Genomic DNA, 16,763 nt, shown 5'->3' with positions numbered 1-16,763 from the left:
AGCAGGAAGGTGAGCGCGCAGCGATGAGCGGCGGGAAACTGAAGCTCGACCAGCGGACCGTGAAGACGGCGCGCCGGCTGGCGGCGGCCGCGGGCCGGCCGGTCGTGGACCTGGCGCGCGGCCACACGACCGTGTCCGTGGAACGGGCCACGCTCAGGTTGGCGGGGATCACGGGCGCGGACCCGGACGGGATCCCGTGGGTGAACCGTCTCGTCGACGTCGTCCGGGACCAGGTCGGGCTCGGCGGTGGCGTGACGGGGCCGGTGTTCCAGGCGCTGACCGACGACGGGCACCAGGACCTGACGCTGCTCGCGCAGAAAGCCGCCGCCGGCAGCGTCACGTTCCGGGGCACGTTCCGGGCGGGGCCCGCCGGTACGGTGGCGAAACGGGCAGCGGTGAAAGCGGTGAGGACCGGGCTGACGCGGATCGACCGGCGGCGGGCGGAACGGGAACGGCTCATCCGGCGGCACGGGGACCCGAAGCAGCGGCCGTGGATCTACCTGATCGTCGCGACCGGTGACATCTACGAGGACATCCCGCAGGCGCAGGCGGCGGCGCGGGCCGGCGCGGACGTCATCGCCGTCATCCGGTCCACCGGGCAGTCGCTGCTGGACTACGTGCCGGAAGGCGCGACCCGGGAAGGGTTCGCCGGGACGTACGCGACGCAGGAGAACTTCAAGCTGATGCGGGCGGCGCTCGACGAGACGTCGAAGCAGGTCGGGCGGTACGTGCGGCTGACGAACTACGCGTCCGGGCTGTGCATGCCGGAGATCGCGGCGCTCGCCGGCCTGGAGCGGCTCGACATGATGCTGAACGACTCCATGTACGGGATCCTGTTCCGGGACATCAACCCGATCCGGACGTTCGTCGACCAGCGGTTCTCCCGGCAGATCCACGCCCGGGCCGGGATCATCATCAACACCGGTGAGGACAACTACCTGACGACCGCGGACGCGGTCGACGCCGCGCACACGGTGACGGTGTCGCAGCTGCTGAACGAGTACTTCGCGCACGAGGCGGGGCTGCAGGACTGGCAGCTGGGGCTCGGGCACGCGTTCGAGATCAACCCGGAGGTGCCGGAGTCGTTCCGGCTGGAGCTCGCGCACGCGCTGCTGGCGCGGGAGCTGTTCCCGGACGCGCCGCTGAAGTGGATGCCGCCGACGAAACACATGACCGGGGACGTGTTCCGCGGGAACCTCCTCGACGGGTTCTTCAACCTCGCCGGTGCGCTCACCGGGCAGGGGATCCTCCTCGTCGGGATGATGACGGAGGCGGTGGTGACGCCGTGGCTGTCGGACCGGGACATCGCGTTGCAGAACGTGCGGTACGTGCTGAACGCCGCCGGGAACCTGCACGAGGACTTCACGCCGGGCGCGTTCATCCGCGGCCGCGCGCACACGGTCCTCGATGAGGCGGTGACGTTGCTGCGGCAGATCGGGGAACAGGGGCTCCTGGACGCGATCGGTGCCGGCACGTTCGGGATCATGCGGCGGCCCGCCGACCGCGGGAAAGGCCTCGACGGGGTCGCGGCCCGGGAGGCCGGGTACTGGAACCCGGCGATCGACCTGCTGGACGGGGGTGTGTGATGGGTGCGGTGATCCGCCCGTACGGCGACACGACCGGCGACGGGATGGTGCAGGTCAGTTTCACGCTGCCGCTGATCGCGGACAAGCGCGGCGAGGGCGCGGCGCTGCAGCTGGCGGGGAAGATGGGGATCGACCCGGCGATGGTCGTGCACGCGAAGCAGATCGGTGACGGGCACACGTTCTTCGTCGTGTACGGGCGGGTCAACCACCTCGTCGAACCCGGGAAGGTCGTCGTCGCCGAACGGGACTATCCGCTGCTGTCGGCGAAGGAGGTCAACGCCGGGATCCGGGCGAAGCTGCGCCGGAAACTCGTCGTCGTCGGTGCGTGCATCGGCACGGACGCGCACACCGTCGGGATCGACGCCATCCTCAACGTGAAAGGGATCGCCGGTGAGAAGGGCCTCGAGTACTACCGGGAGTGCCGGGTGGTGAACCTCGGCGCGCAGGTCGCCGTCCCCGCCCTGGTGGAGCAGGCGCGGGCGGAGAAGGCCGACGCGGTCCTCGTCAGTCAGGTCGTCACGCAACGCGACGCGCACCTGCACAACACGCGGGAGATGTCGGCGGCGTTCCGTGAGGCGTTCCCCGCGGCGCGGCGGCCGCTGCTGGTCGTCGGCGGGCCCAGGTTCGACGAGCTGCAGACCGCGGACCTCGGCGTCGACCGGATCTTCGGGCGGGGCACGACCCCGCGGGAGGTCGCGTCGTATCTCGTCCACGCGGTCGGTGCCCGGTGACCGGCCCGGTGACCGGCCCGGTGACCGGCGCGGCGGTCGGGGTGACGGTGCAGCACCGCCGGTACGTGCCGTACTCGCACGCGCACTACGCGGGGAACCTCGTCGACGGCGCGTACAGCCTCGCGTTGTTCGGTGACGTCGCCACCGAACTGTGCATCCGCACCGACGGCGACGAGGGGTTGTTCGCCGGGTACAGCACGGTCGCGTTCCACGCGCCGGTCCGAGCCGGTGACGTCCTCGAGGTGACGGCGACGGTCGTCAGGGTCGGGACCCGGTCCCGGACCGTCGACTTCACGTGTCACGTCGTCTGCCGCGGTACCCCGGAAGCCGGCGCGTCGGCAGCGGCCGTGGTCGACCCGCCGCTGCTGGCGGTGTCGGCGACCGGCACCGTGGTCGTCCCCGGCAGCTGAAGACGCCCGACATGACGCTCGTCGCTTGCCTGGACGTGGGGTCGACGGACACGAAACTCGCCGTCGTCGACGTCACCGACGGGACCCTGGTACGGACCGGGACGCACCCGACGACCCGTGGTGACGTCCTCGACGGCGTCGACGCGCTCCTCGCCGACGCCGGACCTGTGCAGGACGTGTACTGCTGCTCGTCGGCGGGTGGTGGGTTGCGGCTCGCCGTCGTCGGCTACGAGCACCTCGTGTCCGCCGACGCCGCGCACCGGGTCGCGTTGTCCGCCGGGGCGCGGGTCGTGCACGTCGCCGCCGGGCCGCAGACCCCGGCCGGGATCCGGCAGGTGCGGGCGGCGGCGCCGGACGTGGTGCTGGTCGTCGGCGGAACCGACGGCGGCGACAGCGACGTGCTGCTGCACAACGCGCGCCGGCTCGCCGCCGCCAGATGGCGGGTGCCGGTCGTCGTCGCCGGGAACGCCGACGTCCGCGACACCGCCGTCGACCTGCTCACGGCGCGCAGGGTGCCGGCGGTCGGCGCCGGGAACGTCCTGCCGCGCATCGGTGTCGTCGACCCGGTCCCGGCCCGCGCCGCGATCCGGGACGTGTTCCTGCGGCACGTCATCGGCGGCAAACACCTGTCCCGCGGCCCCCGGTTCGGGCGGCTGGTGCGGATGGCGACCCCGGACGCGGTCCTCACCGGGGTGTCGCTGCACGCCGACACCACCGGCGGGGACCTGCTCGTCGTCGACGTCGGCGGGGCGACGACGGACGTGTACTCGGCGCTCGTCCCCGACGGTGCCGGGACCGCGGTCGCCGGCACCCTGTGGCGGGCCAGGACCGTCGAAGGGGACCTGGGGGTGCGGTGGAACGTCGACGGTGTCCACACCGCCGCCGCCCGGGAACACGTCGCCGTCGGTGACGGGCCGCTCGGCGTCGCCGCCGCCGCGACCGTGATCGCGGTGCGGCGGCACGCGCGCAGCGGACGGGACCTGCGTGACGTCGTGTCGGTCGTCGCGTCCGGCGGCGTGTTCCGGCACGCGGCACGGGCGGCGGCGGTCGCGGCGCTGCGGCCGGTGCTGACCGACCACGCCGGCGGGTGGGCGCTGCCACGGCACCCGACGGTGACCGTCGACGACCGGTACGTCCTCGCCGCCGCCGGGCTCCTCGCCGCCGATCACCCCGGCGCGGCGGCGTCGCTGCTCCGCGAGCACATACACAATGGGTGACGAAGAGCCGGTCGGTGGTCCTTCATCCGCGGCGGGTGAACTTCGGTGGGCGCCGTCCGACACACCGCGACCGACACACCCGACACGCCGACCGCGATGAATTACATCGCGTGCGACGGTTGACAGTCCCCCCGGGACAGCGCGTAACGTCTTTGCGTCCTACTTCGGCGCGGGTGACCACGGTTCGCTACTCCCCAACGCCCACTGATCGGACGTCCCCGCCAACCGGCGGGACGCCACCTGATCCAGCGGGCGGGGGTCGGCGGGGGCCGCGGGCCGGGCATCCACCGGTGTCAGGGCAGGGGGGTCACGCGACCAGTAGACAACGACACGGCCCGGGCAGCCAGCCCGCGCCGCGCCGGAACGAAGGCCGCGCCGTACCCGACCTGCCCACCGGCCGGACAAAGGGCCTGGGAGCGCGGGGCGCGACTCCGGTCGCGCCCCGATTCAGCCCCTGCCGCGCAGCCCGGCACGACGCCCGTCAGGGCGCCGACAGCGCCCCCGTACGGGGTGGGTCAGGGCCGGCGGTCACCGGCAACGGTCGCGAGGGTGTGGTGACGGCCGGTTCGGTTTCGGTCCGGACACAGTCCAGCCACATCCCAGCACATTCACAGCCGCCCGCGCCGCTGCGATGCCGTGTCCGGGGGCAGGTGGCCGCATAATTGGCGCCGCAGGCCGCGACGGCCCTGCACGCCCGCGCACCGGCGGCGGGCGCGGGCGACGACGGCCAGGAGAGTTGGCGCAGGTGACGTTGGTCAGCACCAGCAGCGCAGCGGACGGTTCCGACGAGGCGCCCGCCGCGCGTGTCCCCGCGGACCCGGACCCCGCCCGCACCGCCCGGCCCCTGCCGTTGTGGGCCGCGGTGCTCCTCGCCGCGGTCGCCGGGCCTGTGATGCTCGTCGCGTTCCCGCCGTACGGGTGGTGGTGGGCGGCGCCGGTCGCGGTCGCGCTCGCCGCCGTGTCCGTCCACGGCCGTCGGCTGCGGGCTGGGTTCGGGCTCGGGACCCTCACCGGCGCGTTGTTCTTCACGCCGCTGCTGGAATGGACGAACCTGCACACCGGGATGGTCCCGTGGCTGCTGCTGTCGACGCTGCAGGCGCTGTTCATCGGGCTGCTCGGCGCGGCGACCGCATGGGTCAGCGGGCTGCGGGCCCGGCCGTGGGTGTGGGCGGGAGCGGTCGCGGCGTTGTGGACGGCGCAGGAAGCGTTGCGGGACCGGGCACCGTTCGGTGGGTTCCCGTGGGGGCGGCTCGCGTTCTCGCAGGACACGTCGCCGCTGCTGCGGCTCGCCGCGGTCGGCGGGGCGCCGCTGGTCACGTTCGCGGTCGCGGTCACCGGAGCCCTCCTCGCCGTCCCGTTCGTCAAGACCGTCAGTACATCCCGCACCGCCGGTGAGGACACTGTCACCCGCGGGTGGTTCGAGCGGGTGAAACCAGCCGCCGGGCCGGTCGCCGCCGTGGTCGTCGTCGCCGGGGCGCTGCTCGTGCCCGTCCACCGGGCCACGGGCGCCGGCGTGTACGTGGCGGTCGTGCAGGGCAACGTGCCGCGGCTCGGCCTCGACTTCAACGAGCAACGCCGCGCCGTCCTCGACAACCACGTCCGGGCCACCGTCGAGCTCGGCCGGGAGGTCACCGAAGGCGGGGCACGGCGGCCCGACCTGGTCGTGTGGCCGGAGAACTCATCCGACATCGACCCGCTGCGCAACGCCGACGCCGCCGCCGCGATCGCGACCGCCGCGAGGGCCGTCGGGGTGCCGATCCTCGTCGGAGCCGTCCTCACCGACCCGGCCGTCGGGGTCGAGAACGCGGGGCTCGTGTGGGAGCCGGACGTCGACGCGGCCGGGAACCCGCGGCAGGGCGGCGTGTCCGCCCGGTACACGAAACGGCACCCGGTGCCGTTCGCGGAGACGATGCCGCTGCGGGACATCGCCCGGATGGTGAGCAAAGAGGTCGACCGGGTCTCCGACATGACCCCCGGCGACACGCCAGGCGTCCTGCGGGTCGGGCCCGCCGTCGTCGGTGACGTCATCTGCTTCGAGGTCGCCTACGACGGGCTCGTCCGTGACACCGTCACCGGCGGCGCGCAGCTGCTCGCCGTGCAGACGAACAACGCGACGTTCGACGAGGCAGAGGCCCGGCAGCAGCTGGCGATGGTCCGGTTGCGGGCGGTGGAGCACGGCCGGGACGCGTTGATGGCGTCAACCGTCGGGATCTCCGCGTTCGCGGACCCGTCCGGCGGGACCAGCGACGAGACCCGGTTCAACGAAGGTGCCGTCATCCTGCGGGAGCTGCACCTCGGGTCGGGCAGGACCGTCGCGACCACGGTCGGCGCCGGACCCGAATATGTGATCGTGATGCTGGGTATCGGGGCGTTGGTGGCCGCCGCCGCCGTCCGCAGACGCACCCGTCAGCACCCGGCAGCACCGACCGAGGAGGACGCGTGAACGAATACCCTGGGGTCGGTAGGGTCCTCGTCATCATCCCCACCTACAACGAGGCCGACAACATCCGGCCGATCGTGGACCGGGTCCGGACCGCCAACCCCGCCGTCGACGTGCTGATCGCCGACGACAACAGCCCCGACGGGACCGGCCGGATCGCCGACGAGCTCGCCGCCGCCGACCCGGGCGTGCACGTGCTGCACCGGCCGGGGAAGCAGGGGCTCGGCGCCGCGTACCTGGCGGGGTTCGCGTGGGGCACCGACCACGGGTATGACGCCGTCGTGGAGATGGACGCCGACGGCTCCCACGCGCCGGAGGAGCTGCCGCGGCTGCTGGACGCGCTGAAGGACGCGGACGTCGTCCTCGGCTCCCGGTACGTGAAAGGCGGCAAGACGGTCGGGTGGCCGTGGCACCGGCACCTGATCTCCCGCAGCGGCAACCTGTACGTGCGGATGGCGTTGGGGATGGCGTTGCGGGACGCGACCGGCGGATACCGCGCCTACCGTGTCCCCGTCCTCGACAAGATCGACATCGGGTCGATCGCGTCGCAGGGGTACTGCTTCCAGGTCGACCTCGCGTGGCGGTCCCACCGCAACGGGTTCCGCGTCCAGGAAGTCCCGATCACGTTCGCGGAACGGCAGCGCGGGCACTCGAAGATGAGCTCCAACATCGTCCGGGAAGCGTTGTGGCGGGTCACCGTGTGGGGGGCGTCGCACCGGTGGGCGGCGCTGCGCCGCGGCGTCGCCGGCGGCGGACCCCGCGACGCCCGCGCCGACGCCCGGCAAGGCGGCTGAGGAGCGTTCATGCGGAAACTGGGGTTCGCCGCCGCCGGAGCGTTCCTGCTGGTGATCGCCGAGATCGTCGTGTTCGTGCTGGTCGCGCACGCCATCGGCTGGTGGGTCGCGGTCCTCGCCGGGGTCGCCACCACGATCCTCGGTGGGGTGCTGCTGAAACGCGAAGGGGTCCGGGCGTGGCAGCGGCTGCGGACCGCGGTGAACGAGGGCCGGCCACCCGGCGGCGACGCCGGGACCGGCGTCGCCGGGCTCGCCGCGGCGCTGCTGCTGCTCGCCCCCGGGTTCATCACCGACACCGTCGGGCTGCTGCTGCTGATCCCGCCGGTCCGGACGTTCACCGGCCGGCGGATCCGGCAGGCGACCGAGTCACGGATCTCCGCCGCCGCGGCCGGTGACCTGTTCGGGCCCAGGATCGTGAAAGCGACCCGCGCCGACAACGGCACCGTCCCGACCCAGCCGGGTAGCGGGGAGGTGCTGCAGGGCGAGGTCATCGAAGGTGACGTGATCGACCCGCAGCACCGCCACCACACGCCGTGACCGCCGTCCGCTGGTTCCCCGGGCCGGTTCGGTGAAGGCGCGGCCGGTCACCCTCGGAGGGCTCGCGTCCGACATCGCCGCACGGATCGTCAAGGTGGGTGCGACCCGGGTCGCGGTCGACGGTGCGCCCACCGCCGCCCCCGAGAACCTCGCCGGGCGGATCGTCGACGCCGTCCACGGCGACGGCGGGCACGCCGTCCACATCCCCGCCGGCGGGTTCCTGCGGCAGGCGTCGCTGCGCCTCGAACGGGGCCGGACGAACCCCGACGCGTACTACGAGGACTGGCTCGACCTGCGCGCCATCACCCGGGAAGTCCTCACCCCCGCCGCCCCCGGCGGGACCGGGCGGGTGCTGCCGTCACTGTGGGACCCCGTCACCGACCGGGCGACCCGCGCCCCCTACCTGGACCTGCCCGCCGGGACGGTCGTCGTCGTGTCCGGCACGATGCTGCTCGGCGCCGGCCTCGACTTCGACGTCACCGTCCACCTCACGCAGACCGCGGCCGCGATCGCCCGCCGCACCCCACCCGAGCTGCAGTGGACGCTGCCGGCGTTCCAGCGGTACCACGACGAGGCGATGCCGCACGAGTACGCCGACGTCGTCGTCCGCGCCGACGACCCCCGGCACCCGGCCGTCGTCCTGTGACCCCTGTGACCCCTGTGACTCCTGCGTTCCTGCCGGGGGTGCGGTTGTGCGAGGTGTTCTACACCGACGCGGTCCGGCCGCTGCTGGACGCGCACTACCCGGGGCTGCCGCACGCCGCGGCGAGGACCGGAAGTACCACGACCGGCCGTACGACGTGATCGACGCCGGACGGTACGCGGCGGCGCTCCACGACGCGATCAGCGACCCGGCGCTGCGGAAGCTGCCACCCGTCGGCGGGATCGACCAGTACGTCGACAACACCGACCTGCTGTGCACGCCGGCGCTGCGCCGGGCCGTCGCCGCCGCCGTCCTCGGGTCCCGCTGAACGTCCGGTCGGGGCACGGGCCGGACGCGGACGGGCTACCGTCGGCTACGTGAAGACGTTCTGGCTCGACCGCGACCGGGACCGGTACCTCACCGCCGTCCGGGACCGGGCCGCCGACTTCGCCGACACCATCGGCGACATCGCCCCCGTCGGGTTCGCGTGCGCCGCCTGGGCCGCCGCCACGCCGCCGCTGCTGGACCCCGGGTACGTGCGATGGCACCGGCGGGTCCTGTCCGCGATGTGCGTGCGGAACCCGTTCGACGGTGGGCTCACCGCCCGCGTCGAGCTGGTGTCGCCGCTGCCGGCGCCGCTGACCGTGTCCCGGACGTGGTGGCGGGACCGCGGGTGGCGCGGCTGGCCGGAACTGTTCGGGCAGTTCGTGCAGCCGTCCGCGCAGGACCTGTCCCGGCACCCGCACCTACGCGGCACCCTGCTGCTGGAGACGCCGCTCCCACTGGACGGGCTGCCGGTCCCGACGGAGAACCGGCACATCGACGCCGCCGCCGAACGGGCCGTCGCCGTCCTCGTCCGGCACCTCGACGACGTCGTCCGGCCCGTCGTCGAACAACTCGACACCGACCGCGCGGCACGCTAAAAATCCCAGTTGTGTCCCGGCGGGCGAATCGGCATGGTCCAGTGATGCCCCGCCGCTTCGACACCCGGCAGCTCACCGGCGACGACTGGCAGCTGAAGCGGCAACTGCGGCTCGCGGCGCTGCTGGACAGCCCGGACGCGTTCGCCAGCAGCCACCTGCGGGAAGCGGCCCGGTCCGAGGCCGAATGGCGGGACTGGCCACGGCACGGCAGCTACTTCGCGGCGTTCGACGGCCCCGACCCCGTCGGGATCGCGTGCGGGTGGATCACGCCCGGCGCGCCGGACGTCGCGCACCTGATCAGCATGTGGGTGTGCCCCGCCGCGCGGGGTCGTGGGGCCGCCGGGCGGCTCGTCGCCGCCGTCACCGGATGGGCGCGCGGGCAGGGCACCTGCCGAGTCGAGCTGGAGGTCGCCGGCGGGAACACCGCGGCGCTGCGCACGTATGCGCGGGCCGGGTTCACCATCACCGGCCGGGACCCGTTCACCGCCGGCGGGGCCGTCCTGGAACTCCCGTTCGCGTAGGACTTCCGCTTCCCGCGTGTCGCTCTTGTACTGGTTCGTCCGGTTAACGAGCCACGCCGGCGGGCGTCACGGGCTGCCCTAAAGTCGTCCAGCCTTTGGCTGAAAGGCTGACGCGTTTTGCGCATTTTGTGGCTTTCAACTACATAGTGTTACCGCGTCATCACGACATGAGGGGGAGTCAGAGATGCGCAACACCACACAACGGTTCCTGGCCCTGGCAGGCATGACGTTGGCCGCCGGTGCGGTCCTCGGCATGGGCGCCACCGCCGCTTCGGCCGCACCGTCCGCCGACAGCAACACCACCGCCGTCCAGCCCGGCCCCGGCGGCGGACCCGGCGGTGGCCCCGGCGGGAACAACGGCGGCGGCAACAACCAGGGCGGGAACAACAACCCGGGCGGCAACAACGGCCCCGGCGGGAACAACAACGGCAACCACCACGGGCCCGGCGGCTGGGGCAACGGCAACAACAACGGCAGCTGGAACGGCAACTGGGACGGCCACCGCCGCGACAACCGGTGGGTCCGCTCCTGGGCCGTGAAGACCTACCCGAACAAGAAGGCCTGCAACTTCGCGGGCTGGATCGGCGAGGTCCGCGACCGCTGGGACGACAGCGACTGCTACCGCGTCGGCTCCAACGGCAAGTACCTGCTCGTCGCCCACGTCTACGGCGGCCGGCACCACCACCGCTGACCCAGGCGGCACAACACGGCGGGCGGCACCCCATCACCCGGGGCGCCGCCCGCCGGCGTTTCCGCCCCGCCGCTCAGGCGGCGTGCGACCCCGGCTCTGGCAGTCTGGGCCGCGTGCAAACGACAACGTTTGAGGCGAGCGGTTCGCCGTCCGCGACCGTCGACATGTTGTGCGACCGGATCGACGAGACAGACCGTGCCATCCACGCCTTCGTTGCCGAGTCAGAGACAAGCGCCGCCCGGCGGGAACGCCTTCGCCGGGAGCTCCGCTCGATCCACGAGCGCTGGCCGGTCGCCGCGTCGCGACCGCCGTTGTTCGGCGTCCCGGTAGCGGTGAAGGACATCGTGCGCGTGGACGGACTGCCCACGCGAGGTGGCTCCGCGCTGCCCCCGGAGGTGTTCGAGGGCAGCCAGGCAGGAGCCGTGGACCGGCTCCGGAACGCCGGAGCCCTGATCGCGGGAAAGACCGTGACGGCGGAGTTCGCCATGACCGCGCCGGGCCCGACACGCAATCCACGCGCCCACGACCACACGCCCGGTGGCTCCAGCAGCGGGTCGGCAGCAGCTGTCGCAGCGAGCATGGTGCCGCTGGCCATCGGCACCCAGACGGTCGGGTCGATGATCCGTCCCGCGGCGTACTGCGGCGTCGTGGGGTTCAAGCCGACCGCCCGCCGGATCCCGGTCGACGGCGTGATCGCCAACGCGCCGACCCTCGACACCATCGGGGTCTTCGCCGCGACGACCGCCGCGGCGGCGATCGCGGCAGCCGTGCTGTGCGATGGCTGGCAACCGGTGCGGGACGCCGAGGTGAAGCGCACAGTGCTCGGCGTGCCCGACGGGCCCTACCTGGAGCAGGCCGGAACGGAGGCCCGTGCGGCATTCGAAGCGCAGGTGGCGGCCCTGTCGAACGCCGGGTTCCCCGTGCACCGCGTCCCCATGTTCGCGGACCTCGCACATGACGCTGAAGACCTGCACACGGTGAACCGCTATGAGGCCGCGCAGAGCCACGCTGCGTGGTTCCCCCGGTACGGGGCCCTCTACCGGCAGCAATCCGTGGCCACGGTCCGTCAAGGACAGGCGATCTCACGGGAGCAGTACGAGCGCGGGCTGCGCCGACGGGAAGCCTTCCGGACCAGCCTGGCACAGACGACCGATGAGGCAGACGTCGATGTGTGGATCAGTCCCGCCGCCACCGGTCCCGCACCGAACGGTCTGGCCAGCACGGGCAGCTCTGTCATGTGCCTGCCATGGAGCTACGCCGGCTGGCCTTCCCTCTCCATCCCCGCTGGGCGGGCCGGGAACGGCCTGCCGCTCGGGTTGCAGTGTGTCAGCGTCGCAGGAAGCGACGAGCGGCTGCTGGACTGGTCACAGGCCATCGAAGCGCTGTTCGGCCCGGCGGACTGCTGACAGCCGATCGGTGGTGCTCGACGAGCGGGACCGGCAGCTCTTCCATCGCGGGCCATGGCGGCGTCTCAAGGGCCATCAGGGGCTATCGCCGGTCCAACAGCGGCGGCACGACGGGTCCGCAGCAGCACCACGCCGAGCGCCGCGGCCGCCACGTGCCCCGCGGACAGCACACCGACCAGCGCCGCCGGCGGTGCGTCGGCCAGCAGCGTGAACGTCCCCGCGCCCGCCGACGCCGCCGTCAGCTTGATCCCCGCTCCCAGCGTGAACACCTGCGTCCGGGTCCCCGGCGGTGCCTCCCGCGACCGGACCTCCAACACCGACGACAGCAGCGGCCCGTCGAGCACACCCGTCACCGCGAACAGTCCGACCAGCACCGCCCACGGCGCCCCGGCCGCCACGCCGGCCGCCGCGCAGGCGAGCGCCAACCCGACCGCGACGAGGCACCCCAGCACCACCCGGTGCGCCGGCACCCGCGCCGGGAACCGCGCCACCAGCAGCGACCCGCACAACGCCCCCACACCTAATGCCGTTACCAGCAATCCACCACCCGCCGGACGCCCGGCCGCCACCCCGAGCACCACCGCCACCGGCGTGATCATCCCCGCCGCGTAGGAGGCGACCGCGGTCGCCGCAGTCACCGCCAGCAGCGGCCGGCTGCGTACCATCGCCGCCAACCCGTCCCGGAGCCCCGGCTTCTCCTCACCGGAACGCACGCGGTGAGGGCCGGCGTCGCTTGCCTTGGGACCGTCCGCATCCGCACCGACCGGTGCCGCGTGCATTGTGGACGCGGGCTCCGTCAGTACAGACGCCGTGGCTGCGAGATCCGTCGGTTCGGGCGCGGTGGGCGCGGCGGTTGGGGTGACGGTCAGCAGTGCGCCCGCCGCGAGCAGGCACGCCGCCGACAGGGTCACCGCGGCGACCGGGACACCGAACGCCGCCACCAGCAACGCGCCCGCCGCCGGGCCCGCGATCTCCGCCACGTTGTACGTCGCCGCGTCCAGGCCACGGGCGTGCGAGCGGCGCGGTGCCGGTACCACATCATCGACACGACTCGACAGCCCGCCGAAGATCATCGGACCGCAGGTGCCGGCGACGACGGCCAACGCGAGGACGACCGGTAGCGGCGCCACGCCCGTGAGCAGCAGCACACCGCCGAGGGCAAGGCCGAACACCGCCGCGAACCCCGCGTGGACGAGCCGCGGGCGGCGGGCCCGGTCGGTGACGAGACCGACGACCGGGCCGGCGACGACGTGCGGTCCCAGCAGCGCCGCGAGGACCGACGCGCCGGTCGCCGGGCCGCCGAAGTGCTGGACGGACGCGAGGAGCAGCACGACCGTGGCGCCCGCCTCGGCGGTCCGCGCCAGGACCGCGGCGGTGAGGAGCCGGGCGAGCACCGGGTGACGGTACCCGCCGGGGTGAGCCACGGCAGTACCAGGCCGGACAGCAACCGGGTCGCCGCCGGGTGTGACGGGTGACGCACTCGCTGTCCTGCGCGCCGGGGCGTTCCGGTGCAGGATCGAATCATGGATGTTGCAGTGACGGACTGTGCCGGTGGTGTCGTACTCCTCACGCTGCGCGGGGCCCTGGACATCGACTCCGCCCCGCAGCTGCGTGAGGCGATGCACGGGGCGCTGGACCGCGGCAGGTTCCGGATCGTGGTGGACCTCGGCGACGTCGACTTCTGCGACTCGGTCGGGCTCGGCACGTTCGCGTACAGCCACAACCGGTGCGTCGCCGAGGGTGGTCACCTGCGGTTGGCGGCGCCGTCGCCGTTCCTGGCGCGGTTGCTGGACACGGTCGGGCTCACCGGCCGGATCCCGGTCCACGCAACGGTCAGCGACGCCCTAACCGCGGACCTGCCTGCCGGGCCGCCCGGGGACGCGGGGGCGGCTCCGTCCAGTGCCCCGGACGGGTGAGGGCCGCCGGGAGCCGGGTCGTGGCGTCACCGCGGGCGGCGTCCAGCTGCGACTGGATCAGGAACAGCGCCCGCCGCAGGTCAGCGCCGCGCAGGTCGGCGCCACGCAGATCCGCGCCGGTCACGTCCGCACCGCTCAGATCCGACCCACGCAGGTCGGCGCCGACGGCGACGGCCCCACGCAGGTCAGCGCCGCGCAGGTCGGTGCGGCGCAGGTCCTTGCCGACGAGGTGCCGGCCCTGGAACGGCTGCCGCCCACGCTGATGCTCGGCCCTGGCGAGCTCGCCGGCCCGGCGCAGCAACGGCACGACCCGGGTCCGGTGGGCGTCGACGTCGACGGCGGCGAGGTCGGCGGCCGGCAGGTCCGTGAGCCCGCGGATCGTGGTGAGGGCGGCGTCGAGGTCCGCGTGCACGGGCGCCGCGGCGGGCAGGTCCCGCGCCTCCGACAGGTACCACAGCAGCTCATGCAAATGGCGCATGGTCGCGAACACGTCGAACATGAGCGGCGCGGACCCCGGGTCCTGCCGCCAGTCACGGCCGGCGAACGTCACCTGCGCGACCTTCTGCCCGGCGCCGAAGCAGTCGTAGACGGTGCAGCCGGCGAACCCGCGCTGCCGCAGGTCGGTGTGGATGCCGCAGCCGAACGTGGCACCGAGGTTGGGGCAGGCGTGCCCGGCGGGTTTGTCGATCGCGAAGTCCACGGACCTGGCGAACGCCGGCGCGACGCAGCACAGCCCGAAACAGTTCGCGCAGTCCGCACGCAGAGCGCCCCGGCGGTCGTCGACCGCCGGGGCGTGCGTGCTATCCGGTGTGCTGATGCGGCTGTCGCTTACGCGGAACGGCCGCGGCGGTGGCGGACCTCTTCGAGGCGCTCGTTGAGGATGTCCTCGAGCTCCGCGATCGAGCGCCGCTCCAGCAGCATGTCCCAGTGGGTCCGCGGCGGCTTCGCCTTCTTCGCCTCCGGCTCGTTGCCGTCGACGAGCCGGGCGACACTACCGTCGAACTTGCACTCCCAGGTCATCGGGACCTCAGCGTCGACGGCGAACGGCACCTCGAACTGGTGCCCCTTGGCGCACAGGTATTCTCGGGTCTGACGCGGAGCCAGCTCGGTGTTGCGGTCGGACTCGTAGCTGACGGCTCCGAGACGGCTGCCGCGCAGCATGCGCTCGCCCATGGTCGGTCTTCCCCTTCGAATCGTGTTGCGCTTCGTTGTAACCAACGACACCAGGTGGTCTGACGATTCCCACTGCGGGCGGGCAGATTACACGACCTTCCGGGTCTGGCGGTAGTCCAGTCGCCGGGTCGGTACGGTTATTTTACGTTGGGTTTCAATGATCGACCAGTTTGGCGTCACCGTGGCGCGTCTCACCACCCGTAGTTTCGGCAGGTGACGTCACCGGTTGACGGGAACCGGTCAGTTGCGCCAGCGCGCCGCTGAGCGTCGCCAGCTGCGCCTCCAGCTGCTTCTGGGCGGTGACCTCGCGTTCCACGGCCCGGGTGAGCTGCCCGCGGAGGTCTTCGGCGCGGTCCCTCGCCCGGTCCAGTTCACCCTCGAGCCGGCGGATCTCACCCTGCGAGACGATGGTTTCCTCCTGCAGCCGCTCGGCGCGTTCGTGTGCCGAGTCGAGGCGCCGCCGTAGCCGGGTCGTTTCCTCGGCGCGGCTGTCGAGGGTCCGTTCGAGGGCCTCCCGGTCCCGGACGGCGGTCGCGGCGGCGGCGCGGGCAGTGTCCCGTTCCCGGTACGCCTCCGCGCGCAGCGCCGCCTCGGTCGCCGCTTCCCGGCGGGCGGTGTCACGTTCGACGGCGGCGACCCCGGCTGCGGCGTCGGCGTCGCGAGCGACCCGTTCCGCGGCCTCGACCTGCCGCGCCGCGGCGGCGTTGGCCTCCGCGACCTGCACCCTGGCCTCCTCGGCGACGGCGCGGGCCGCTGCCGCGGCCTGTTCGGCGTCGCTCCTGGCGGCGGCGGTCTCCCGTCTGGCGTTTTCGGCGTCGGTACGGGCGGCGTCACGCTCGGCGTGCGCGGCGCTGACGGCGGCGTCGGCCTGGTCCTGGACCGTCTTCGCGTGCTGTCCGGCGGTGGTGGCGGCCGCCTGGGCGTGCTGCGCGGCGGCGCGGGCGTCGTCGCGTTCGGCGTGCGCGGTCAGGACCGTCGCGGCGGCGTCGGCTCTGGCCTGGGCGATCTGCCGTTCCACGCCGGTCGGGGACACCTCGGCGTGCAGGGCGTCCACGAGCGCCTCCACCACCTGGTCGAGGCGTTCGGCGACCTCGAACGCCCGCGCGACCTGCCCGCTCAGGCCGGGGGAGGACCGGTGCCGCAGCCGGGCGTTGCGTGCCGCTTTCTGGCACGCGTTGTCGTTGTCGCGGCAGTACCGGAACGGCCGGCCGACCGAGTTGCGTTGCGGCACCGGCCGGTGACAGTGCGCGCAGGGCCGTTCTTCGGCGTCGAGCGCCTGCTCGTCCAGCGTTACGTTCCCCGTGTCGCCGGCTGGTTCCTGCACCGCTCTGCTCACGCGACCCTCCCCGGTCTCACCGCGCTGCGTTCGTACACCGATGAGCGTAGGGGTAGTCCAGAACTTCCCCACTCGCAACACGCCGGATTACCGAATTGTTGTTACCGATAATTCGATAATTAGCCACTGGAGGCGTACACCATAATCACCGTTATGTGCGCGACAGCGGTCGATGGGCGGGCGCGGGCAGTGGTTGTCGCGCCGGTTGGCTTGCGCGCCCCTGGGGCGGCGCCTGCCCGTAATTCGCGGGCGTGGCTCGGGCCCGCTGGGTAGCCTCGTCGTCGTGGGTTCACTGTTCCTCTAGTACGGGACACCGCGTTGAGGCTTTCTCCGCGGTGAGTCCCTTGCGCGCTCGCCAGCCACTGCGCCGGCCGCGCGAGGTCCCCGTCCATCCATGTGCCCGACAGCGGCACGTGTTCCGCGACGGCAGGTCCTGATC

Annotated in this window: 19 protein-coding genes; 15 read left to right on the top strand and 4 right to left on the bottom strand. The window is 73.0% G+C overall.

Features of this window, described 5'->3' with window-relative positions; translation table 11 throughout:
- Nucleotides 1-23 precede the first annotated feature (23 nt).
- From kamD to ABD332_RS26970, 14 genes are all read left to right on the top strand, one after another.
- The gene (kamD, locus tag ABD332_RS27035) at nucleotides 24-1,586 is read left to right on the top strand and encodes a lysine 5,6-aminomutase subunit alpha (protein WP_344504937.1); all 1,563 of its coding nucleotides are present in this window, start codon (nucleotides 24-26) and stop codon (nucleotides 1,584-1,586) included.
- An 8-nt stretch (nucleotides 1,587-1,594) separates the two neighbouring features.
- A complete protein-coding gene (kamE, locus tag ABD332_RS27030; protein WP_425552291.1) occupies nucleotides 1,595-2,317 on the top strand; it encodes a lysine 5,6-aminomutase subunit beta in 723 nt (240 codons plus the stop codon).
- A 20-nt stretch (nucleotides 2,318-2,337) separates the two neighbouring features.
- Nucleotides 2,338-2,727, top strand: a complete 390-nt coding sequence (gene kal, locus ABD332_RS27025; protein ID WP_344505251.1) for a 3-aminobutyryl-CoA ammonia lyase — start codon at nucleotides 2,338-2,340, stop codon at nucleotides 2,725-2,727.
- A gap of 11 nt (nucleotides 2,728-2,738) precedes the next feature.
- Nucleotides 2,739-3,944, top strand: coding sequence for a glutamate mutase L (locus ABD332_RS27020; RefSeq protein ID WP_344504934.1), 1,206 nt, complete (start codon nucleotides 2,739-2,741; stop codon nucleotides 3,942-3,944).
- A gap of 745 nt (nucleotides 3,945-4,689) precedes the next feature.
- Nucleotides 4,690-6,387: an apolipoprotein N-acyltransferase gene (gene lnt / locus ABD332_RS27015; RefSeq protein WP_425552290.1), complete on the top strand. Its 1,698-nt coding sequence runs from the start codon at nucleotides 4,690-4,692 to the stop codon at nucleotides 6,385-6,387.
- A complete protein-coding gene (locus tag ABD332_RS27010; protein ID WP_344504933.1) occupies nucleotides 6,384-7,178 on the top strand; it encodes a polyprenol monophosphomannose synthase in 795 nt (264 codons plus the stop codon). Before lnt ends, ABD332_RS27010 begins: the two co-directional genes overlap by 4 nt.
- Nucleotides 7,179-7,187: 9 nt before the next feature.
- The gene (locus tag ABD332_RS27005) at nucleotides 7,188-7,715 is read left to right on the top strand and encodes an FxsA family protein (RefSeq protein ID WP_344504932.1); all 528 of its coding nucleotides are present in this window, start codon (nucleotides 7,188-7,190) and stop codon (nucleotides 7,713-7,715) included.
- Between the two features lie 31 nt (nucleotides 7,716-7,746).
- Nucleotides 7,747-8,361, top strand: coding sequence for a nucleoside/nucleotide kinase family protein (locus ABD332_RS27000; RefSeq protein ID WP_344504931.1), 615 nt, complete (start codon nucleotides 7,747-7,749; stop codon nucleotides 8,359-8,361).
- Nucleotides 8,362-8,366: 5 nt separating this feature from the next.
- A complete protein-coding gene (locus ABD332_RS26995; protein ID WP_344504930.1) occupies nucleotides 8,367-8,519 on the top strand; it encodes a hypothetical protein in 153 nt (50 codons plus the stop codon).
- On the top strand, nucleotides 8,516-8,686 hold the full coding sequence (locus ABD332_RS26990; protein ID WP_344504929.1) for a hypothetical protein: 171 nt from the start codon (nucleotides 8,516-8,518) through the stop codon (nucleotides 8,684-8,686). The genes ABD332_RS26995 and ABD332_RS26990 overlap by 4 nt, the downstream gene beginning before the upstream one ends.
- Nucleotides 8,687-8,735: 49 nt before the next feature.
- Nucleotides 8,736-9,281 (top strand): hypothetical protein, encoded by a 546-nt coding sequence (locus ABD332_RS26985; RefSeq protein ID WP_344504927.1) that lies wholly within the window; start codon nucleotides 8,736-8,738, stop codon nucleotides 9,279-9,281.
- Between the two features lie 44 nt (nucleotides 9,282-9,325).
- A complete protein-coding gene (locus ABD332_RS26980) occupies nucleotides 9,326-9,802 on the top strand; it encodes a GNAT family N-acetyltransferase (protein ID WP_344504926.1) in 477 nt (158 codons plus the stop codon).
- 184 nt (nucleotides 9,803-9,986) lie between these two features.
- The gene (locus ABD332_RS26975; RefSeq protein ID WP_344504925.1) at nucleotides 9,987-10,493 is read left to right on the top strand and encodes a hypothetical protein; all 507 of its coding nucleotides are present in this window, start codon (nucleotides 9,987-9,989) and stop codon (nucleotides 10,491-10,493) included.
- Nucleotides 10,494-10,657: 164 nt separating this feature from the next.
- Entirely contained in the window at nucleotides 10,658-11,899 is a 1,242-nt protein-coding gene (locus ABD332_RS26970) for an amidase (protein ID WP_344505249.1), read from the top strand.
- 65 nt (nucleotides 11,900-11,964) lie between these two features.
- On the opposite strand, the gene ABD332_RS26965 is transcribed toward ABD332_RS26970, so the two are convergent.
- Entirely contained in the window at nucleotides 11,965-13,293 is a 1,329-nt protein-coding gene (locus tag ABD332_RS26965) for an MFS transporter (protein WP_344504924.1), read from the bottom strand.
- A 129-nt stretch (nucleotides 13,294-13,422) separates the two neighbouring features.
- On the opposite strand from ABD332_RS26965, the gene ABD332_RS26960 reads away from it, so the two are divergent.
- Complete coding sequence (locus ABD332_RS26960) at nucleotides 13,423-13,815, top strand: STAS domain-containing protein (protein WP_344504923.1); 393 nt, start codon at nucleotides 13,423-13,425, stop codon at nucleotides 13,813-13,815.
- Here ABD332_RS26960 and ABD332_RS26955 read toward each other — a convergent pair.
- From ABD332_RS26955 to ABD332_RS26945, 3 genes are all read right to left on the bottom strand, one after another.
- Nucleotides 13,733-14,578, bottom strand: a complete 846-nt coding sequence (locus ABD332_RS26955) for a pentapeptide repeat-containing protein (protein ID WP_344505248.1) — start codon at nucleotides 14,576-14,578, stop codon at nucleotides 13,733-13,735. The genes ABD332_RS26960 and ABD332_RS26955 overlap by 83 nt on opposite strands.
- Before the next feature lie 65 nt (nucleotides 14,579-14,643).
- Nucleotides 14,644-14,988 carry an RNA polymerase-binding protein RbpA gene (locus ABD332_RS26950; protein WP_033364323.1) on the bottom strand — a complete coding sequence of 115 codons (345 nt, stop codon included), beginning with the start codon at nucleotides 14,986-14,988 and terminating at the stop codon, nucleotides 14,644-14,646.
- 154 nt (nucleotides 14,989-15,142) lie between these two features.
- Nucleotides 15,143-16,324 carry a coiled-coil domain-containing protein gene (locus ABD332_RS26945; protein WP_344504922.1) on the bottom strand — a complete coding sequence of 394 codons (1,182 nt, stop codon included), beginning with the start codon at nucleotides 16,322-16,324 and terminating at the stop codon, nucleotides 15,143-15,145.
- Nucleotides 16,325-16,763 lie beyond the last annotated feature (439 nt).

The organism is Dactylosporangium maewongense (genome assembly GCF_039531485.1).
Classification (GTDB): domain Bacteria; phylum Actinomycetota; class Actinomycetes; order Mycobacteriales; family Micromonosporaceae; genus Dactylosporangium; species Dactylosporangium maewongense.
This window is presented reverse-complemented; position numbering and strand designations above follow the sequence as displayed.